Annotated in this window: 10 protein-coding genes; 2 read left to right on the top strand and 8 right to left on the bottom strand. The window is 70.2% G+C overall.

Annotated features, from left to right (window positions below; genetic code table 11):
• Positions 1 to 110: 110 nt before the first annotated feature.
• Together ASE89_RS09970 and ASE89_RS09965 are read right to left on the bottom strand one after the other, a co-directional pair.
• A complete protein-coding gene (locus tag ASE89_RS09970) occupies positions 111 to 1,616 on the bottom strand; it encodes an OprO/OprP family phosphate-selective porin (RefSeq protein ID WP_056676877.1) in 1,506 nt (501 codons plus the stop codon).
• Complete coding sequence (locus ASE89_RS09965; RefSeq protein ID WP_056408451.1) at positions 1,613 to 2,701, bottom strand: ABC transporter substrate-binding protein; 1,089 nt, start codon at positions 2,699 to 2,701, stop codon at positions 1,613 to 1,615. The genes ASE89_RS09970 and ASE89_RS09965 overlap by 4 nt, the downstream gene beginning before the upstream one ends.
• Positions 2,702 to 2,814: 113 nt before the next feature.
• On the opposite strand from ASE89_RS09965, the gene ASE89_RS09960 reads away from it, so the two are divergent.
• Entirely contained in the window at positions 2,815 to 3,480 is a 666-nt protein-coding gene (locus ASE89_RS09960) for a response regulator transcription factor (RefSeq protein WP_031439546.1), read from the top strand.
• Positions 3,470 to 4,870: a sensor histidine kinase gene (locus tag ASE89_RS09955; RefSeq protein ID WP_056676873.1), complete on the top strand. Its 1,401-nt coding sequence runs from the start codon at positions 3,470 to 3,472 to the stop codon at positions 4,868 to 4,870. Before ASE89_RS09960 ends, ASE89_RS09955 begins: the two co-directional genes overlap by 11 nt.
• Positions 4,871 to 4,881: 11 nt before the next feature.
• On the opposite strand, the gene ASE89_RS09950 is transcribed toward ASE89_RS09955, so the two are convergent.
• From ASE89_RS09950 to ASE89_RS09925, 6 genes are all read right to left on the bottom strand, one after another.
• Positions 4,882 to 5,340 carry a MarR family transcriptional regulator gene (locus tag ASE89_RS09950; protein WP_056676870.1) on the bottom strand — a complete coding sequence of 153 codons (459 nt, stop codon included), beginning with the start codon at positions 5,338 to 5,340 and terminating at the stop codon, positions 4,882 to 4,884.
• Positions 5,337 to 6,524: an HlyD family type I secretion periplasmic adaptor subunit gene (locus ASE89_RS09945; RefSeq protein WP_056676868.1), complete on the bottom strand. Its 1,188-nt coding sequence runs from the start codon at positions 6,522 to 6,524 to the stop codon at positions 5,337 to 5,339. The genes ASE89_RS09950 and ASE89_RS09945 overlap by 4 nt, the downstream gene beginning before the upstream one ends.
• On the bottom strand, positions 6,521 to 8,683 hold the full coding sequence (locus tag ASE89_RS09940) for a type I secretion system permease/ATPase (protein ID WP_082451381.1): 2,163 nt from the start codon (positions 8,681 to 8,683) through the stop codon (positions 6,521 to 6,523). Before ASE89_RS09940 ends, ASE89_RS09945 begins: the two co-directional genes overlap by 4 nt.
• Positions 8,680 to 10,008, bottom strand: coding sequence for a TolC family protein (locus ASE89_RS09935; protein WP_236701694.1), 1,329 nt, complete (start codon positions 10,006 to 10,008; stop codon positions 8,680 to 8,682). The genes ASE89_RS09940 and ASE89_RS09935 overlap by 4 nt, the downstream gene beginning before the upstream one ends.
• Positions 10,009 to 10,122: 114 nt before the next feature.
• Positions 10,123 to 17,619, bottom strand: a complete 7,497-nt coding sequence (locus ASE89_RS09930) for a BapA/Bap/LapF family large adhesin (RefSeq protein WP_056676863.1) — start codon at positions 17,617 to 17,619, stop codon at positions 10,123 to 10,125.
• Between the two features lie 241 nt (positions 17,620 to 17,860).
• A complete protein-coding gene (locus ASE89_RS09925; RefSeq protein WP_056676860.1) occupies positions 17,861 to 18,739 on the bottom strand; it encodes a hypothetical protein in 879 nt (292 codons plus the stop codon).
• Between the last annotated feature and the right edge of the window lie 33 nt (positions 18,740 to 18,772).

Below are 18,772 nucleotides of genomic sequence, written 5' to 3'. Positions count from 1 at the left end.
ATCCTGACGAACGTCAGGATCCAGGGTTACGGAGCGCCATCCTGCCTCGCTCTGGATCCTGACTTTCGTCAGGATGACGGAGCGGTAGATGCCGGAGACGGCGCGTCGCATCAGAACGTCACACCGACGCGCGCGCTGACCGTCTGGCCGCTGTCGTTGCCGACATAGTCGCCCGCACGATTGTCGGTGTTCCACTGGATCGCGTTGACCTGGAACCTGGTGAAGCTGTTGAGATACCAGTTCACCCCGACCGTCGCGGCCCAGCCGTCGCCGCCGGTCAGCAGGTCACTGTAATCGAGGCTCTCGTACCGCGCGGTCAGTTCGATCGCGCCGACGCCGCCATCGAAGGTGGGTTTGAGCACCTTGGGCTGGCCGAAGCTGCCGAGCCGCGGGTTATAGGGCGGCAGGTCGCCGGTGAGGAAGAGACCACCCGACACGCTCCACGCCTTGCTGACGAAGTCGGGCCGTCCACCGTCGAGCCGCGCATTGCGCTGGCCGGCTTCGCCCATCACCCACAAGGGCCCGCGATAGCCGCCGAGCTCAACGCCGTACCCGGTCGTCCCGGTCCCGCCGGTCAGCGGTCCGCTCGACACGCGCAGCGCGCCGTTGAACCGCCCGCCGATCACCGTGTTGCGGGTCAGCGTGCCCGCGACGGACGACAGCGATTCGTCGAACCCCCAGAGCCCGACATGAAGCACGCCGGTGTCGGACTTGATCGGGTTCCAGTGCGCGCGCCCGAGGACGGTGCGGCTGTCGCCGACCGTCTGCGTGCCGTCGATCCGGTCGCCGGTGACGGTGACCGACGCGTGGCCGGTCTTCCAGAAGATCCGCGGCATGACGCCGATGCCGTAGAAGCCGCGCTGCGGAATGATCGCGGTGGCGACCGTCGTGCGCTCGAGGAACGGGGTCGAGTCCGACCCGGTCGATCCTTCGAAGCTGCGGTCGTTGAACAGATGACCTGCCCGCACGTCGTAATCGAGACCGGGCGTGATACGGTTGCGCCAGCCGACGAACGCGGTGACGACGTCGACCTCGTTTTCGGAAAAGTCGCTTTCGAACTGATAGAAGAAATGCGTGCCGACGCCGCCTTCGAGACCGAGGCGCAGCGCGCGCATCCCCGTCGTCGTGATGTTGCGGCCGTCATATTTCGACCCGAAGCTTGAGCTCACATCGGTCAGGATCCGGCCGCGCGGCTTGAAGGTATAGACGCCGTCCGCCGAGTGGAAGACCGGCAGGCCGGCACCCCATTCGGTCGTCAGGCCCGATGGATTGTCGCGTGCCGCCACGGCCTGCGCGACGCTGCGGTCGGCGGGGCCGGGAGGCGCGAGCTGTGGCGCGAACGGCACGGTCCGCCGGGGCTCGCCGGTCTGCGCGAGCTGTGGTTGCGGTGCTGCACCGGTCGGCTGGACGGAGGCTGCGGGCGGGGCCGCCTGCGCGACGACTGCATTGGTCTCGAGCCGGTCGAGCCGGGACTTGAGCGTGGCGATCTCGGCCGCCTGCGCGCGGACCAGTGCGGCGAGGTCGGCGTCGCCGGGCGCCGGTGCCCCGGTCTGGGCGAGCGCGGGTGTCGCGATGATCAGCGCGACGAGAGCGCAGCCGGTACGAAATGGGGTCATCGGGAAGAGGCTCCGTTGGCAAGAAGGGCGGTCCAGTCGCGCAGGAAGCGCTGGCGTTTGAGATGATCGAGCGTGACGAGAAGCTGCGGTCCGACCCGGATCGGCCGGGCCTGCGCGGCGGGAAGGCGGCGCGCGGGGACGTCGGTGCGGACCGGCCAGAGGCTGCGCTTGGCGAGCAGCGACTGGCCTTCGCGCGACAGCAGGAAGTCGAGGAACAGCTTGGCGGCCGCCGGGTGCGCGGCTTCGCGCGCGATGAACGCGATCCGCGACGTGACGATCGTATAGTCCTTGAGAAACGCGACGCCGATCCGCGGATCGGTGCTCGCCCGCTCGAGCGCATAGGAGCCGATGACGTTGTAGGCGATCGCCTGCCGGCCCTCGGCGACGCCGCGCAGCATCGGCTCGCTGGTCCGTGACAGGACCGGCTTCGTAGCCGCGATCGCCTCCAGCAACGACCGCGTGTCGCGCGTGATCGCCATGTCCTCCGACAGATAGAGATAGCCGACATTCGAGCGTGACGGATCGAAGGTCGTCACGCGCCCGGTCAGCGCGGTGCGCTGCGTCCGCAGCAGCGCCTCCAGCTCGGCATGCGTCCGCGGCACGCGCGCCGGCGGCAGCAGCCGCTTGTTGTAGACGATCCCGATCGGCTCGGCGGTGACGCCGAAGCCCATGTTCTTCCAGACCGAGACGGCGGGCAGCGCGGGCTTTTCGGGACTGGCATAGCTTTGCGCGAAACCGTCGTTGATCAGCTTGACCTGCAGATCCATCGCCGACGACCAGACCAGATCGGCGGACAGGCGCCGCGCGCGCGTCTCGGCGACGAAGCGGCGATACATTTCGGTCGATCCGAGATCGGCGTAGAGGACGGTGATGCCGGGATAGCGTTTGCGAAACGCGGCGACCACCGGCAGCAGCTCGGCGCGATCGGCATTGCCGTAGATCCGGACCTGCCGTTCGGCGCGTGCGCTTTCGATCAGCGTGTCATAGGATCGGGGATAGCCCGCCGGACGCTGCGCCGATACCGCGGTCGCCGCGAACCCGGTCAGCGTGGCCAGCAATCCGATCGTGAGAACCATTCGTGCCATCGTCACCTCTCCTCGCCTTCCGTCTCTGTGTTCGGATAGGCAGTAGCGGTGGAATACGAATCGAAGCTGTCACCAACCTTTCACGCCCTTTTGAATCAACGAGGTAAGCCGATTTGCGCATTCTGCTGATCGAGGACGACGCCGCGCTGGCGCGCAGCATCGCGGCATTGCTGCGGGCGGGCGGCAATGCGGTCGATCATGTCGCGAGCGGCGAGGAGGCTCTCGGCATCGTCGCGGGCGAGCCCTATGCGCTGGTCATCCTCGATGTCGGGCTGCCCGGGATCGACGGTTTCGCGGTGCTCGAGACGCTGCGGCGACGCGGCGAGCGTGTGCCCGTGCTGATGCTGACCGCACGCGATGCGCTGGATGATCGCGTGCGCGGGCTCGATCTCGGTGCGGACGACTATCTGCGCAAGCCGTTCGACCCCGAGGAGCTCGAGGCGCGGGTCCGCGCGCTGGGACGACGGCGCGGCGGCGACCCGCTCCCGGTGCTGAGCGTGGGGAGCTTGACGATGAACCGCTCGACGGGCGATGCCGATATCGCCGGCCGGGTGCTCGACCTGCGCCGTCGCGAACGCGCGGTGCTCGAGGCGCTGGCGATGCGCGCGGGCCGCGTCGTGCCGCGCGAGCTGCTGATCGGCGAGGTGTTCGGGTTCGACGAACCCGTCGGCGGCAACGCGATCGAGGTCCATGTCACGCGGTTGCGGACCAAGCTCGCTCCCGACGGACCAGGTATCCGCACCGTCCGCGGCGTCGGCTATATGCTCGATGCCGGCTGAGGCGCGTGCCCCGGCGCTGCGGACGCGCCTGCTGGTGGCGGTGCTCGGCCCGCTGCTCGCGGCGGCGATCCTGATCGGCGTGGTGGGCGCGACGCTGATCACCGACGTCGTCCGGCGCACCAGCGACCGCGTGCTCGGCGGCGCGCTCGGCGCGATCGCGGAGACCGTGCAGGTCGAGCGCGGCGAGGTCACGCTCGATCTGCCCGCCGCCGCGTTCGGGATGCTTGAGAATGCCGAACGCGACAATGTCTATTACCGCATCGCGGTCGGCGGCGACCTGCTCACCGGCTATGCCGATCTGCCCGCACCCGATCCCGCGGCGCTCGCGGTCGATGTGCCCGCCTACCGCTTTGCGCGCTATCGCGGTCAGCGGATCCGCATCGCCGAGGTCCGTCGCGACCTGCCGCGGATCGACCGGCCGGTGATCGTGCAGATCGCCGAGACGATCGACAACCGGTCAGCCCTGACCCGTCGTCTGATGATCGCGCTGCTGATCGGCGAATGCGTCCTGGTCGGTGGCGCCGCGCTGCTGCTCCGCCCGGCGCTGGGGTGGAGCCTGCGCCCGCTGGCCCGGTTGCGCGGTGCGATCGAGGCGCGTGACAAGCGGGCGCGGCCCGACTTCTCGCCGCTCGACACGGGGCCGCTGCCGCGCGAGCTCCGCCCGCTCGCCGGCGCGTTCGACCGACTGCTCGCGCAGCTCGATACCGCGACGGTCGGCGTGCGGCGCTTCACCGCCGACGCGTCGCACCAGATGCGCACGCCGCTTTCGGTCCTCAAGGTTCAGGTGGCGCTCGCGCGGCGCGGTTCGGGCGCCGAACGGCATGAGGCGCTCGACGAAATCGCCGATGCCGTGACGCGGCTCGAACGGCTCGTCACCCAGTTGCTGGCACTCGCGCGGGCGGAGGAGGCGGGGGTGTCCGCCCCGCTCGAAACCGTCGACCTGCGCGAGGTGGCCGCCGCGGTCATCACCCGCCAGATCAACCAGGCGATCGAGGCGGGGATCGACCTCACGCTCGAGACAGATCCGGTCGAAACCTACCAGGTACCCGGGCACCGGACGCTGATCTTCGAAATCCTGTCGAACCTCGTCGACAACGGCATCCGCTACAATCGCCGCGGCGGTACGGTCACGGTCAGCCTCCAGACGTCGCGCGGGGAGACCGCGATCGCGGTGATCGACGACGGCCCGGGCATCGCGGACAGCCAGCGCGAGGTCGCGTTCGACCGCTTCGTCCGTCTCGGCGCACCGGGCAGCCCGGAGGGCAGCGGGCTCGGGCTCGCGATCGTCCGCTCCGCCGTCGCGCGGTTGAACGCGACCGTCGGCTTCGGCGCAGCGGACCGCGGCACGACGATCGTCGTCCGCTTCCCCGGCACCGCCGCGGCCGGCTGACGCCGCGCCCGTCAGCCGCGCAGCTTGCCCGGTGCGAAGGATTTCGGCGCCACCGCCGGGGCCGCATCCCCGGCGCCGCGATCGAACAGATGGTCGAGCATCGCCGCCATCGCCTTGTAGCCGGTATCGGTCAGGCTGACATGCACCCGCCGGTGATCCGCGGGATCGACGTGGCGTCGCAGCAGCTCGGCCTGTTGCAGCCGATCGATCCGCCGCATCGTCCCCGCTGCACTGCCCCCCGACATCAGCGTCAGATCCTTCACGCAGAGCGTCTCGCCGGTGGCGGCCGCAATGAACAGGTCGATCATCATGTCCCAGGCCGGATCGACCAGCAGGTCCTGCGGCAGGAACGCGCTCATCGTCGCGCGCAGCTGGCGGGCCTGGCGCGCGCGGGCGAGCAAGGCGGGGGCGATCGGTCTCGGGGCGCCGGCGCCGGGTGCGCGCAGGTTGCGGCGTGCGACATCGGTCATCGTTCGCGCAGCGCCTCCCGCGCCCGGTTGAGGGGTTTGACGAGATACTGGAGCACGGTCTTGCTGCCGGTATGGATATCGACCGTCGCGACCATGCCGGGGGTGATCGCGAACTTCGCGCCGGCCTTGTTCGTCAGCATATCCGCCTTGGTCCGCACGAACACGCGGTAATAGAGGATGTCGGGCTTCACCTCGTCGCGGATCGTGTCGGGCGAGATGCTGACCACGCTGCCCGTCAGGCCGCCATAGATCGAATAGTCATAGGCGGTCACCTTGACGCTCGCGGACTGGCCGGGGCGGATGAAGGCGATGTCGCGCGGCTGGATCCGCGCCTCGATCAGCAGCCGGTCGTCGAGCGGGACGATCTCCATCAGCTTGCCATTGGGCGGCACGACGCCGCCGATCGTCGACACCTCGATATTCTTGACGACCCCGCGCACCGGCGAGCGCAGTGTGAGGCGCGAGAGCGTGTCGGACCGCCCCCGAACCACCGGTGCGAGCGAATCGACCTGTTCGGTGACCTTGGCCAGATCCTGCCGCGCCTCGACCATATATTGCGATCGCAGATCGGCCTTTTTGAGCTCGAGCTCGGCCCGCTGGCGTTGCAGCCGCAACACCTCGACATTGCTCGCCGCGCCGACCGCGATCAGCGATTCCCCGATCCGCACCTCGCGTCCGATCAGCGCCAGGCTCTGGTCGATCAGCTGGATCGACGATTGCAGGCTGCGTCGCCGGGTGTCGTGGAGCCGCGTCTCGGCGGCCTTCAACTCGGGATAGCGGTCGAGTTCGGACGCGAACGTCAGCGGCGTGCCGTTCGCCTCCGCCTGAAGCCGCGCGACGCTGGCCAGCGCGGCGCGATATTTGGCGGCGGTCTCGTCGACGGTCGACCCCGCCTGCGTCGGATCGAGCTGTGCGAGCAGCTGCCCCGGGGTGACGATATCGTCCTGACGCACCGGAAGCTTGGTCAGGATCCCGCCCTCGAGCGACTGGATCACCTGTTCGCGGCTGGTCGGCACGACGCGCGCTTCGCCGGTCGCCACCTCGTCGAGTGCCGCGAACCACGCCCAGCCAAGTGCTGCCACGAACAGCGCGGCGAGGATCCAGACGAGCCGCGTCGCGGTCGCGAGCCGGACGCTGCCTTCGCCGCCGAAAAGGTGGTCGTCGTCGATCGCCCGCGCGCTCATGCCGCCGCACTCCGCGTCCCGCGCATCTGCGCGAGGATCTGGTCCTTGGGGCCGTCGAGGACGATGGTGCCGTTGTCGATCACGATGATCCGGTCGACGATCTCAAGCATCCGCATCCGGTGGGTCGCGACGATCAATGTACGCGTACGGCTCCACGCCCCGAGCCGCGCGATGAAGTAGCGCTCCGTGCCCTCGTCCATCGCCGCGGTCGGCTCGTCGAGCAGCGCGACGGTTGGCTGGCGCAGCAGCAGCCGCGCAAGCAGCAGCCCCTGGATCTGCCCACCCGACAGGCCTCTGCCACCTTCCTGCACGACATGGCCGAGCCCGTCGCGCAACCGCCGGACCATAGTGTCCGCGCCGACCATCGCGAGCATCTCGCTAATCTCCCTGTCCGACGCCATCGGCGCGCCGAGCGTCAGGTTCTCCCGCAGCGTCCCGTGGAACAGCCGCGAGGTCTGGGTCAGCAGGCCGATGTCGCGGCGGACATCGGCGGGATCGACCTGATGCAGCGCGAGGCCGTCGAGCAGCACCTCGCCCGACACCGGCTGCAGCATCCCCGACAGGCCCTGAAGCAGCGTCGACTTGCCCGCGCCGTTGCGCCCCAGCAACGCGATCCGCTCGCCCGCCGCGATGTCGAGCGTCTGGACCGTCAGGGCAGGGGGGGCGTTGGGGTCGGCATAGGTGAAGACCGCGGACCGCAGCGCGAAGTCGCCCTGGACGACGGGCAGCGGGATGCGGTGATACGCGTCGGCGGTGTCGACGGGCAGCGCCATGATCTGGTTGAGGCTGCCCATCGCCACCTTGGCGTGCTGGAACCGGCTGAGCAGCTGCGTGACCTGGGCCATCGGCGCCATCATCCGCGAGCCGAGGATCGAGGTCGCGACCAGCACGCCGGTGGTGATGTCGCCCGCGATCACGAGCGGCGCGCCGACGAAGATGATCGCGGCATAGACGCCGTTCTGGACGCTCTGGGTCCACACCGACAGGCCGTTGGTCAGCCCGCGCAGCCTGAGCTGCGCCTCGCCCGCGACCGCGGTATAGTGGTTCCACTGGTGGTGGAACCGGTCCTCCGCCTGCAGCGCCTTGATGTCCTCAATGCCCTGCACCGATTCGACCAGCATCGCGTTGCGCAGCGAGGATTCGCGCATCGATTCGGTCGCGTACATCCGCAGCCGGCGTTGCGCGAGCAGCCCCGGCAGCAGCAACAGGACCAGCGCGGCGAGCGGCACCAGCGCCAGCGCGCCGCCGACATACCAGAGCACGCCGAGGAACAGCAGGAAGAAGGGCATGTCCGCGACCGTCGCGACGGTCGTCGAGGTCAGCATGTCGCGCACCTGGTCGAGGTCGCGCAGCTGCGAGATGAACGTCCCGGTCGAGGTCGGGCGCGCGCGGTTGCGGACCCGCAGCGCGTGACCGAAGACCCGGTCCGAGATGCGCAGATCGGCGCGCTTGCCAAGCACGTCGACGATGTTCGTCCTGAGCCGTCGCAACACGAAATCGAAGCCGATCGCGATCAGCACCCCGACGAACAGGATCGTCAGCGTCGGGATCGAGCCCGCCGGCACGACGCGGTCATAGACCTGCATCGAGAACAGGACCCCTGCGAGCCCCAGGCAGTTGGTCACGACCGACGCGACCATGACATGGCCATAGGAGGGGGCGTCGGCCATCAGGATGTCGCGCAGCCAGTGATCCTGGAACGGGCGGATATAGGCGTCGATCCGCGTGTCGGGCGCCGAGCGCGACGGCCGGGGAATGACATAGCCGGTTGCGCCGGCGGTCAGCTGGTCGATCGGCAGATGCGTCGCTCCACCCCGGTCGCCCGGCACGATCAGCCGGGCCTGGCCCTCCGCGTCGATCCCCTCGATCAGCGCGATCTCGCCGTCGCGCAGCCGGACGATCAGCGGCAGCCGCCAGCTCGTCAGCCGCATGCCCGCGGCGGGGACGAGCTGCACGCCGAGCCCGGTCGCGCGCGCCAGCGTGCGGATGCGCGCCTCGTCGTCGTCGCCCAGCTCCCAATGGGCCGCGAGCCGCGCGCGCTGTTCGGACAGCGGCAGGCGATAGTGGCGGGCAACGCGGCCAAGCAGGTCGAGCCAGCCGTCGATGCCGGCCCCCGGTCCGCCCGCCGGCACCGCGAACGGCACCCGATCGGCGGTCACAGCGTCACCCCGCGCACCGTCGCGCCGGACAGCGCAAACGCGTCGCGCATCCGTCCCGACAGATACAGGCAATCCACCTGGAGGCTGCGCAGGGTCTGCGCGACGTTCACCGCCTCGAACCGGACCTGCTGGAATTCCTGTTCGGCGTTGAGCAGGTCGACGAGCGTGCGCGTGCCCATTTCGAGATACTGGATCCGGTACAGCCGGCCCGTCTCACGCATGTTGGTCTGGCGCGATTGCAGCGTGGCGACGACCTGCGACAGGCTTTCGATCTGCTGCCGCGCCTCGGCCAGCCGCTGGCTGCTCTCGTTGCGGACCCGGCGCGTGGCAGCCTGGGCCGCCTCCAGTTCGAACGCCGCGCTGCGCGCACGCGCGCGCGTGACCCCGCCCGCGAAGATGTTGCTCGAGACGCGCAGGCCGACATTATAGATGCTGCGATTGCCGAGCGGCGCTGTCACGTCGGTCGAGGCGTCGCCGCCGATCGACAGCGTTGGATAGCGGTCCGCGCGGCTGCGACGCAGCGCGGCGGCGGCGCGGTCCGCCTGCGCCTCGGCGGCCATGACCAGCGGCACCGTCTCCCAGGCGGGCACCGGACCCGAACAGCTCCGCATCAGCCAGTCCGGAACGTCGGCGGACACCGCGGCGGGCGGGGCGTCGCGACCGAGCAGGAAGGCCAGATTGCTCGCCCAGCGGCGTTCCGCCGCCTCGACCGTCGCGAGGCTCGCCGTCGCCGCCTCGACCCGCGCCTGCGCCTGCAGCGCATCCGATCGCGTCGCGGCACCAAAGGCGGTACGCTTGCCGACAAGCTCGCTGATCTCGCGGATCCGGTCCGCCTGCTCGGCCGCGATGATCCGCTGTGCGGACGCGCGCTGATATTCGATCACGGCATAGGCTGTGTCGCGGATCAGCGTGTCGACCGCGAGCAGCATCTCGGCACGCCCGACCCGCGTCCCGGCGCGCGCGCCCGCGATCTCGCTCGACACCTTGCCGAAATCGAACAGCATCTGCGACGCGCCCAACTGGGGTCGCGGCCGCAGGGTGCCCGATACGCGGCTGTCAAACCCGCTGCCGATCCCGGCGCTGACGGTGGGGAGATAGCCCGCGCGTGCCGCCTTCACCTCCTCGCCGCGCGCCGCCAGCGCGCCCGCTGCCTCGGTCAGCGACGGATGCCAGGCGACCGCTTCGCGTGCCGCGGTTTCGAGCGTCACCGGACCCGGCGTCGCGGGGCTAGGGGTGTCGACCGCTTGCCCGGCGTTGCACGGCACAGCCGCCAATAGGACGCCCGCGGCCAGCGATCGCATCGCGCTCATAGTGGAAGTGATCATTGCGTCCCTGTCCTCTGCTGGCACCAGCAAAGGACAGGGGTGCTTAACGAAACGTATAGAGTAAACAGTCTTTAAGTTGCTGAAATGGTTCTAGAAAAGACCAGTTTCGAATGCTTATACAACCTGACTGGTGACAAGTCCGTTCTGATCCTGATCCGGGATAGTGGCGAGGTAATCGAACGGATCGACGACGGTGGCGATTTCCGTGACGACGATCGGATCAAACGAAACCGTATCGGGCTCTTCTCCAGTCAATGCTTGTGGTTCCTCTGCAAGATACTGTGACAGCACGTCCTCCAATTCGCCCTGACCCTCGAACAGATCATAGGTGGCGAGCCCGATCACCGGCCCGGCCGCCGCGAACGCGCCCGATTCGACGCTCTGTGCCGTCAGCGCGTCGAGCGGGATGACGTCGAGGTCCCCGGTCTCCACCAGCGCCGTCAGCTCCGCGAACCCGTTTGCGTCCGATGCGACCGATGCGAAGCCTGCCGCGGCGGCGGGTCCGTCGCCGGGCACGTCGATCGTCACGGTCAGCGTCGCGGTGGACAGCACGCCATTGGGCTGGACGAGCTGATAGGTGAAGCTGTCGGTGAGATCGACCGCGGAGAAGCCGAGCGTCGCGCTGGGCTGATAGGCATAGCCCCCGGTCTCATCGATTTGCAGCGTGCCATATCGGCCGGTCAGCGTGACCGGAGTGTTGCCGATCTCGGCAAAACCGCTGCCGCGATCGACGCGGATCGCAGCGGAGCTGGTATTGGTCGTGTCATTGTCGAGCAGATTGCCCGTCGCGGTCTCGCGCGTCGCCAGCGTGTAATCGTTGAGGAACAAGGTGCTCGAGCCCAGCGAGACCGTGGTGCCGAAACTCCCGACGCTCAGCGCAGCATTGCTGCTGACCTGGTAGGAATAGCTGCCGCTGGGCAGGTCGTCGAAGGTGAAGGTCGCGACGCCGCCGAGCCCCAGGTTCAACGCCGTATTGATGGTGCCGGTGCGAACGACGACTCCCTCGGCGTTGCGCACGCTGACGGTATAGGCCGGCAGTACGGACACCAGCCCACCCGTTCGCGCGGCGACGATCGTGATATCCGACACCGCGGCGGGGGCGACGGTGAAACTGCCGGTGCCCGTGCCGGTGACCTGCCCCGTCAGGATGGTCCCGGTCGACGGGAAGTCGAACGTCCGTGCGGGCGGCAGCGTGGTGACGACATTCTGGAACGTCACGTCGGCAAACGCCTGGTCGGCGACCGCAAGCGGCGCGCCGGTGATGTCCGGGCTGCCGATCGCGATCGTCAGCGTCGCGGTTTCACGCTCGCCATCGGCCGGGTCGACCAGCGTGTAGGTAAAGGTCTCGGTCCGCCCGATCGCGCCGGCATTCGCAACGGGGGTGTAGCTGTAGCTGCCGTCGGGGTTGATCCTCAGGCTGCCCCAGGCGCCGGTGACGCTGCTCCCGTCCGGTCCGACGTCCGTCGTCACGCCATTGACCGTGACGCTGGCGACGCGGGTTCCGGGACCCGTGACGTCGATCTCGCCACCCGGGCCCGCGTCGGTGATGACGTTGCCGCTCGCCGCGATGGGCGTTGCACCGGCAATATCGGTGAAGTCGGAATCGATCCCGGCGACCGACAGATCGCCGAGCAGCCCGACGCCCGCCGTCCCCTGGAAGGTCAGGAAGGCCCGGTACACGCCCGGTCCCAGCGTCTCGGTCGCGCTGAGATTGCCGTTGAGCAGACCGATCTCGAGCAGCGAGGCAGGCCCGCTGCCGGTGACCGCGACCCACTGTGTCCCCACCAGCCGCTGCACGACCACCGCATAGTCGCTGGCGGCGCCGATCGTTGCCGCCGCGTCATAGGTGAACCGTGCATCCAGGCTGTGGCCCTCCGCCACCGAGAAGCGAACGTTGCGAACCGCGAGCACCTCGGCGTCGAGGTCGACGAGGCCCAGCGAGACAAGGGCGAGATAGCGGGCGCTCCCCAGATCGACCGGGGCCGTGGTCGGCAGGAGATCGAGTCCGGCGGCGTCGACATTGCCGAACGCGGCGATGTCGAACGGCGCGGCGATGCTGGCCGGGACCGAGACATTGCCCGTGGCATCGGCCTGGGTGACGCTCAACGTCCCGCCCGCCGCCTGTGCCGGCACCAGCGTGACCGTGTACCGACCATCGGCATCGACGGTCGCGACGCCGATCAGCGTGGCATCGGGACCGCGAACCTCGACCCGTGCGCCGACCTCGCCCGTCCCGGTCAGCGTCGTGCCGTCGTTGGTGATCGCCGAAATGATCGGCGGCGGCGGGGCGGTGATGTCGGGCGCCGCGACGGTCGCGACGGCCGAGACATTGCCGGTGGGATCGGCCTGGCTCGCCGACAGCGTCTCGCCGTTGACCGGCGCCGGGCTCAGCTGCGCGGTGTAGCTGCCATCCGCCGCGACCTGTGCGGTGCCCAGGATGACGGCACCGAGACGGATCGTCACGGTCGCACCCGGCTCGCCGATCCCGCTCGCCGTGCTGCCGTCCGGTGCGATCGTGACGACGGGCAGGGCGGGCGCGGTGTAATCGGGCGCGATCAGCGCGATCGGCGCCGAGACATTGCCCGCAGCGTCAGCCTGTGTCGCGGCCAGCGTCTGGCCATCGGTCTGCGCGGGCGTCAGCGTCACCGCATAGGCGCCGTTCGCGCCGACGATCGCGGTGCCCAGACTGGTCGTGTCGGCCGCGCGGATCGTGATCGTCGCGCCCGGCTCGCCCGTGCCCGTGACGACGCTTCCCGTCACATCGAGGGTTGCCGTGGGGGCGGCGGGGGCGGTCCGGTCGGGCGCGACCGCGGTGGCGGGCGGCGAGACGTCGCCGTCCGCGTCGGTCTGCGTGACGCGGACCGTCTCGCCGTCGATCCGAGCGGGGACGAGCGCGATCCGATAGCCTCCGTCCGGACCGGCGACGCCGGTGCCGATGATCGTCCCGACCGCATCATAGACGGTGACCGCGGCACTGGCATTCGCCGTCCCCGCCACCGCAGCGCCATCCGGGTCGACCGCGGCGCTCGGCGCATCAGGCGTGGTGTCCGCGACGAGGTCCGGTGCGGTCGCGGTCACGATGGGCGAGCCGTTTCCGGCAACGTCCCGCTGGTCGACCCCCAGCACTTCGCCGTTGGTCTGCGCCGGATCGAGCGGCACCGTATAGGTGCCGTCGCCCTGGACGACGGCCTGACCCAGCACGCGGCCCAGCGGATCGCGGACGGTCACCGTCGCTCCCGCCTCGCCCGTACCGGTGAGCGTGAGTCCATCAGGCGCGACGGTGGCCAGCGGCGCGGCCGGCGCGGTCAGGTCGGGCGCGGTCAGTGTGGTTGCGGGCGACGGATTGCCCGCGGCATCGGCCTGCGACACGCTCAGTGTCTGGCGGTCGATCTGCGGGGTCGCGAGCGTGACGCTATACTCGCCTTGCGCGGTGACGATCGCGGTTCCCAGCGGCGTACCAAAAGCATCGCGGACCGTCAGCGTCGCGCCGGGCTCGCCGGTGCCCATGACGACCGATCCGCTCGCGTCGAGCATCGCGACGGGCGCAGGCGGCGCGGTGATGTCCGGGGCCGTCACGCCGGTCGACGCGGAGACATTGCCCGCCGCGTCGGCCTGCGTCACGGCGAGCCTCTCGCCATTGGCCTGCGCCGGGGTCAGCGTTGCGGCATAGCTTCGGTCCTCCGCGACGATCGCGGTACCGATCACGATGCCCGCCGCGTTGGTGACGCTGATCGTCGCACCCGGGGCGCCGGTACCCGTCGCAAGACTGCCATCGCCGCTGATCGTCGCGGTGGGGGCGTCGGGTGCGGTGGTGTCGGGGGCCAGCAGCCCCACCGGAGCCGAGACATTGCCCGCGCTGTCGGCCTGGACGACCGACAGCGCCTCGCCGTCGAGCTGCGGGGGGACGAGGGCGACGGCATAGGCGCCGTCGGCGGCGACGATGGCGGTCCCGAGCGTCGCTCCACCAGGCGCGGTGACGGTCACCGTCGCGCCGACCTGGCCCGATCCGGTGACGACCGAACCGTCCCCGCTGATCGTCGCGGTCGGCACGCCCGGCGCGGTGATGTCGGGGGCGATCGCGGTGGCTGGTGCGGACACATTGCCCGCCGCATCGGTCAGCGTCACGCTCAGCGTCTCGCCATCCGCTTGGGCGGGGTCGAGCGCGACGCGGAAACCGCCATCGGCGGCGACGGTCGCGGTACCGATCGCGGTGCCGGATGGATCGCGCACGATGACGCTCGTCCCGGCCTCCCCCGTGCCGACGAGGCTGCTACCATCGCCCTCGACGGTCGCCGTCGGCGCTGCGGGGGCGGTGACATCAGGCACTGCGACTAGCGCGGGGGCCGAGACATTGCCCGCGGCGTCCGCCTGCGTCACCGCAAGCGTCCCGCCATCGCGCTGCGCCGGATCAAGGATCACCGCAAAGGCGCCGGCGGCGTTGGCTGTCGCGGTGCCGATCACGGTGCCGTCGGCATCGCGCACCGTGATCGCCGCGCCGGCGTCGCCCGTCCCGGTCAGCGCCGTGCCCGTCTGGTCGAGCACCGCGCTGGGGGCGTCGGGCGCGGTCAGGTCGGGGGCGATCGCGGTCGCGGGGGGTGAGACATTGCCGTCGCCGTCGGTTTGCGTCACGCGGATCGTCTCGCCGTCACGCAGCGCTGGGACGAGCGCGATGCTATACTGTCCGTCGCCCGCGGCGAGACCCGTCGCGATCACCACGCCATCGGCATCGAACAGCGTGACCGTCGCGCCCGCTACCGCGCTCCCCGTCACGGCGCTGCCGTCGATGGTGATCGTCGCGGTCGGTGCATCGGGGCCGAGATCGGCGACCAGATCCGGCGCGACGGCGGTCGCCTCGGGCGAGGCATTGCTCGCGGCATCGACCTGCCGCACGCTCAGCGTCTCCCCGTCGATCTGCGGCGGAGTCAGCGTGACGGTATAACTGCCATCGCCCGCGACGATGACCGTGCCGATCACCGCCCCGACCGGGCTGCGCACCGTCAGCGTCGCACCCGCTTCTCCGGTTCCGGTCAGGCTTGCGCCATCGGCAGCGACCGTCGCAGTCGGCGCGGCCGGCGCAGTCTGGTCGGGTGCGATCAGCGCGGTCGCGGTCGAGACATTGCCCGCGGCATCCGCCTGCACGACCGAGATAAGCTGGCTGTCGATCTGCGGCGGGACGAGCACGACATCGTAATTGCCGCGCGCATCGACGATCGCCGCGCCGATCTCGGTATCGTTCGCGTCGCGGACCGAGATCCGGGCGCCGGGCTCGCCGGTGCCGCTCACGATCGTCCCCGTCGCATCGAGCGCGGCAGCCGGGGCCGCCGGCGCGGTCACGTCGGGGGCGATCAGCGACAGTGGGGACGCGGCATTGCCTGCGGCGTCCGTCTGGATCACCGCGAGCCGTTGGCCATTCGCCTGTGCCGGGTCGAGCAGCACGCTATATTGCCCGTCGACCCCGACCTGCGCGGTGCCGATCGTGGTGCCGGCAAGGTCGCGGACCACGATCTGCGCGCCAGGTTCGCCCGTCCCCGTCACCAGCGTACCGTCCCCGTTGATCGCGGCGACTGGCTGCGCCGGCGCGGTGAAGTCGGGCGCGATCGTGCTCGCCGTGCCCGACACGTTGCCCGCGGCGTCGCTCTGGACCGCCTCGACCCGTTCGCCATCGGTCTGCGGCGATCGCAACGTGATTTCATAGCGTCCGCCGGCGTCGACGCTTCCGCTTCCGAGCACAACGCCGTCCTCGCCGGTGATGGTGACGGTCGCACCGGGCTCGCCCGTGCCGGTCGCGATCGTGCCGGCGCCGTCGAGCGCGATCGTCGGTGCCGCCGGCGCGGTGAGATCGGGCGCAACGACCCCGACCACGGGCGAGGCATTGCCCGCCGCATCCGCCTGGCTGACGCCCAGCGTCTCGCCATTGGTCTGCGCCGGCGACAGCGGCACCGCAAAGCCGCCGTCCGTCCCGGCGGTCGCGGTGCCGATCACCACGCCATTGGCGTCGGTCACCGTCACGGTCGCGCCCGGCTCTCCGGTCCCGCTGAGCAGCGTACCGTCGCCGTTCACCGCAACGGCGGGGGTCACCGGCGCGGTGAGGTCGGGCGACGCGATCTGCACCGCAGCGGAGACATTACCCGCAGCGTCGGTCTGCGTAACGGCGAGGCTGCCGCCACTCGCCTGCGCGGGCGACAGCGGCGTCGTGAAGCTGCCGTCCGCCGCCACGACGACGCTGGCGATCACAATGCCCGCAGCATCACGCACCATGACGGTCGCGCCCGCTTCGCCGCGCCCGGTGACGGTCGCGCCACCAGCGTCGATCGCCGCCTCGGGCGCGCCGGGTGCGGTGGTATCGGGTGCAGTGATCTGCACGGCGGGGGAGACGTTGCCCGCAGCGTCGGTCTGCGTGACGGCAAGGCTGCCGCCATTAGCTTGCTCCGGTGACAGTGGCGCAGCGAAGCTGCCGTCCGCTGCCACGACGACGCTGGCGATCACATTGCCCGCAGCATCACGCACCGTGACGGTCGCGCCCGCTTCGCCGCGCCCGGTGACGGTCGCGCCACCAGCGTCGATCGCTGCCTCGGGCGCGCCGGGTGCAGTGGTATCGGGCGCAGCGACTTGCACGGCGGGGGAGATATTGCCCGCTGCGTCGGTCTGCGTGACGGCAAGGCTGCCGCCATTGGCCTGTGCGGGCGACAGCGGCGTAGCGAAGCTGCCGTCCGCTGCCACGACGACGCTGGCGATCACATTGCCCGCGGCATCACGTACCGTGACGGTCGCGCCCGCTTCGCCGCGCCCGGTGACAGTCGCGCCACCAGCGTCGATCGCCGCCTCGGGTGCACCGGGAGCTGTGGTATCGGGCGCAGTGATCTGCACGGCGGGGGATACGTTACCGGCAGCATCGGTCTGCGTGACGGCAAGATTTCCACCATTGGCCTGCGCTGGAGACAGCGGTGCCGTGAAGCTGCCGTCCGCCGCCACGACGACGCTGCCGATCACAATGCCCGCGGGATCGCGCACGATGACGGTCGCGCCGGCCTCGCCGAGCCCGGTGACGGCCGTGCCGTCACCTGCGATCGTGACGCTTGGAGCGGCGGGGGGTGTCGTGTCGGGTGGGGTGATGACGGGCGGGGTCGTCACAGGTGGGGTGGTGACGGGCGGGGTGGCCGGATCAGGCTGGGTCGCGGGGGTATCCGAGCCGCCGCCGCCCAGTGCCGCCGCCGCGCCGCCTGCCGTGACCACCCCGCCCAGCAGGGCAGCGGGCAGCGCGAGCGAGCCCCCACCGCCGCCGCCCGCCGCCGCGACCAGATCCTCGGGATCCTCGAGCGGGACGAAGCGCGGCGCGCCCGGCGCGACGCGCGCCTGCCACATGGTGCCGCCGGGTTCGTTCAGGACGAGATCATGCGGTGCGACCCCGGCATCTTCAGGATGGAAATTGGCGACCTCGACATGGTCCCCATTGGTCAGGCGGACGATGAGCGCATTGCCCTCGCGCTCGAACCCCGCGACCTCGGAGCGGGCAAGATCGAGCCGGACGACGCTCGGCGCATCGAGGCTGACGGCCTCTCCCGATACGCGCGTGACGGCCCCGGTTGCCTTCGAGATGACGTGTACGTCCATGCTTCATCCTCCTGTGCGGGTCAGCAGCGCCGCGGCGCCGACGGCCCCAGCGGGCACGTCGACGACCTTCGAAACTGCTGACTTCTCGAGAGGGACAAAGCCTGGCGCGGTCGGGGGGCCGCAACCATTCCGCTATCGGAATCAATTCCGCGGCCAAGGTCATGGCACGGCAGCGCGCGGGCCAAAAAAAGGCGCCGCCGGAGGATCCGGCAGCGCCCGAGATAGGCTCGGCGTATCGCGATCAGATGCGGCGGCGCGTCGCGGCGGTCGCGCCGGCCCCTGCGGCGGCGGCACCGATCAGCAGCGCGATCACCACCATGAACGACGTGCCCGCAGCGGCGCCGGCGGCGGTGTCGGTCGCCGACTTGGCGGTCGCGATCGTCTCGTCCTTGGTCTTGACGAACTGCGCCTTGGCGCGCGTCACCTGAGCCTGGGCTTGGGGACGGGCGATCTTGCGCTGCGCGGCGACGATGTCGACGATGCGGCTCTCGGCACGCGCGCCGTCCGGCCCGCCGCGGGCGAGTGCGGGAAGCTGCTTGGCGACTTCCTTCTGCGCCTGTTCCGACGTCATCTGAGCAGGATCCGACGGTGCGTCCGACAGATAGGCGGCCGCCTCTTCGCGGACGTCGCCCGTATCGACGCCGGCGACGTCGGCGACCTTGGGCGCGGCGGCACCGATCCCGGTCCCGGCTGCGGTCGCGACCGAGCCGACGGTACGGAAGGCGCCGCCGATGATCCCGCCGACCGCCGAGGTCAGCAGGTACAGCGTCAGGATCAGCGTCACGCCCCAGACCACGAGACCGTGGACGAGCCCGTCAAATCGGTCATGTACGCCGGCAACACGCGCCGCGGCATAGCCGCCCGCGCCAAGCGCGATGATCGTCGTGACGATCCAGTACAGCCCGGCACCGATGCCGAAGCCTGCCGCGCCCGGCGTCGTACCCTCAACCGGGTCGACCAGCGTCAGGCCGATGCCCGTGCCGAGAATGCCCAGCACGAGCTGGACCGCGATCGCGAGGACGACGCCTGCAAAGATCGCCCCCCAGGATATGCGGCTGGGCGTCTTCGCAAGACGCAGGTCATCGGCCGGCAGAACGCCGGGTGTCGTGGTGATCGTCATAGATGCTCCTGTTGAATAATGTGCCCGCGACGG

This window comes from Sphingomonas sp. Leaf30 (assembly GCF_001422525.1).
GTDB classification, from domain to species: Bacteria; Pseudomonadota; Alphaproteobacteria; order Sphingomonadales; family Sphingomonadaceae; genus Sphingomonas; species Sphingomonas aerolata.
The sequence above is the reverse complement of the archived record's forward strand: the minus strand, read 5'-3'. Positions and strand labels throughout refer to the sequence as shown.

What these genes read in the sequence shown, in the direction of transcription:
- ASE89_RS09970 (WP_056676877.1), bottom strand. Translation starts at nt 1,616, where the DNA reads ATGACCCCATTTCGTACCGGCTGCGCTCTCGTCGCGCTGATCATCGCG.
- ASE89_RS09965 (WP_056408451.1), bottom strand. Translation starts at nt 2,701, where the DNA reads ATGGCACGAATGGTTCTCACGATCGGATTGCTGGCCACGCTGACCGGG.
- ASE89_RS09955 (WP_056676873.1), top strand. Translation starts at nt 3,470, where the DNA reads ATGCCGGCTGAGGCGCGTGCCCCGGCGCTGCGGACGCGCCTGCTGGTG.
- ASE89_RS09950 (WP_056676870.1), bottom strand. Translation starts at nt 5,340, where the DNA reads ATGACCGATGTCGCACGCCGCAACCTGCGCGCACCCGGCGCCGGCGCC.
- ASE89_RS09945 (WP_056676868.1), bottom strand. Translation starts at nt 6,524, where the DNA reads ATGAGCGCGCGGGCGATCGACGACGACCACCTTTTCGGCGGCGAAGGC.
- ASE89_RS09935 (WP_236701694.1), bottom strand. Translation starts at nt 10,008, where the DNA reads ATGATCACTTCCACTATGAGCGCGATGCGATCGCTGGCCGCGGGCGTC.
- ASE89_RS09930 (WP_056676863.1), bottom strand. Translation starts at nt 17,619, where the DNA reads ATGGACGTACACGTCATCTCGAAGGCAACCGGGGCCGTCACGCGCGTA.
- ASE89_RS09925 (WP_056676860.1), bottom strand. Translation starts at nt 18,739, where the DNA reads ATGACGATCACCACGACACCCGGCGTTCTGCCGGCCGATGACCTGCGT.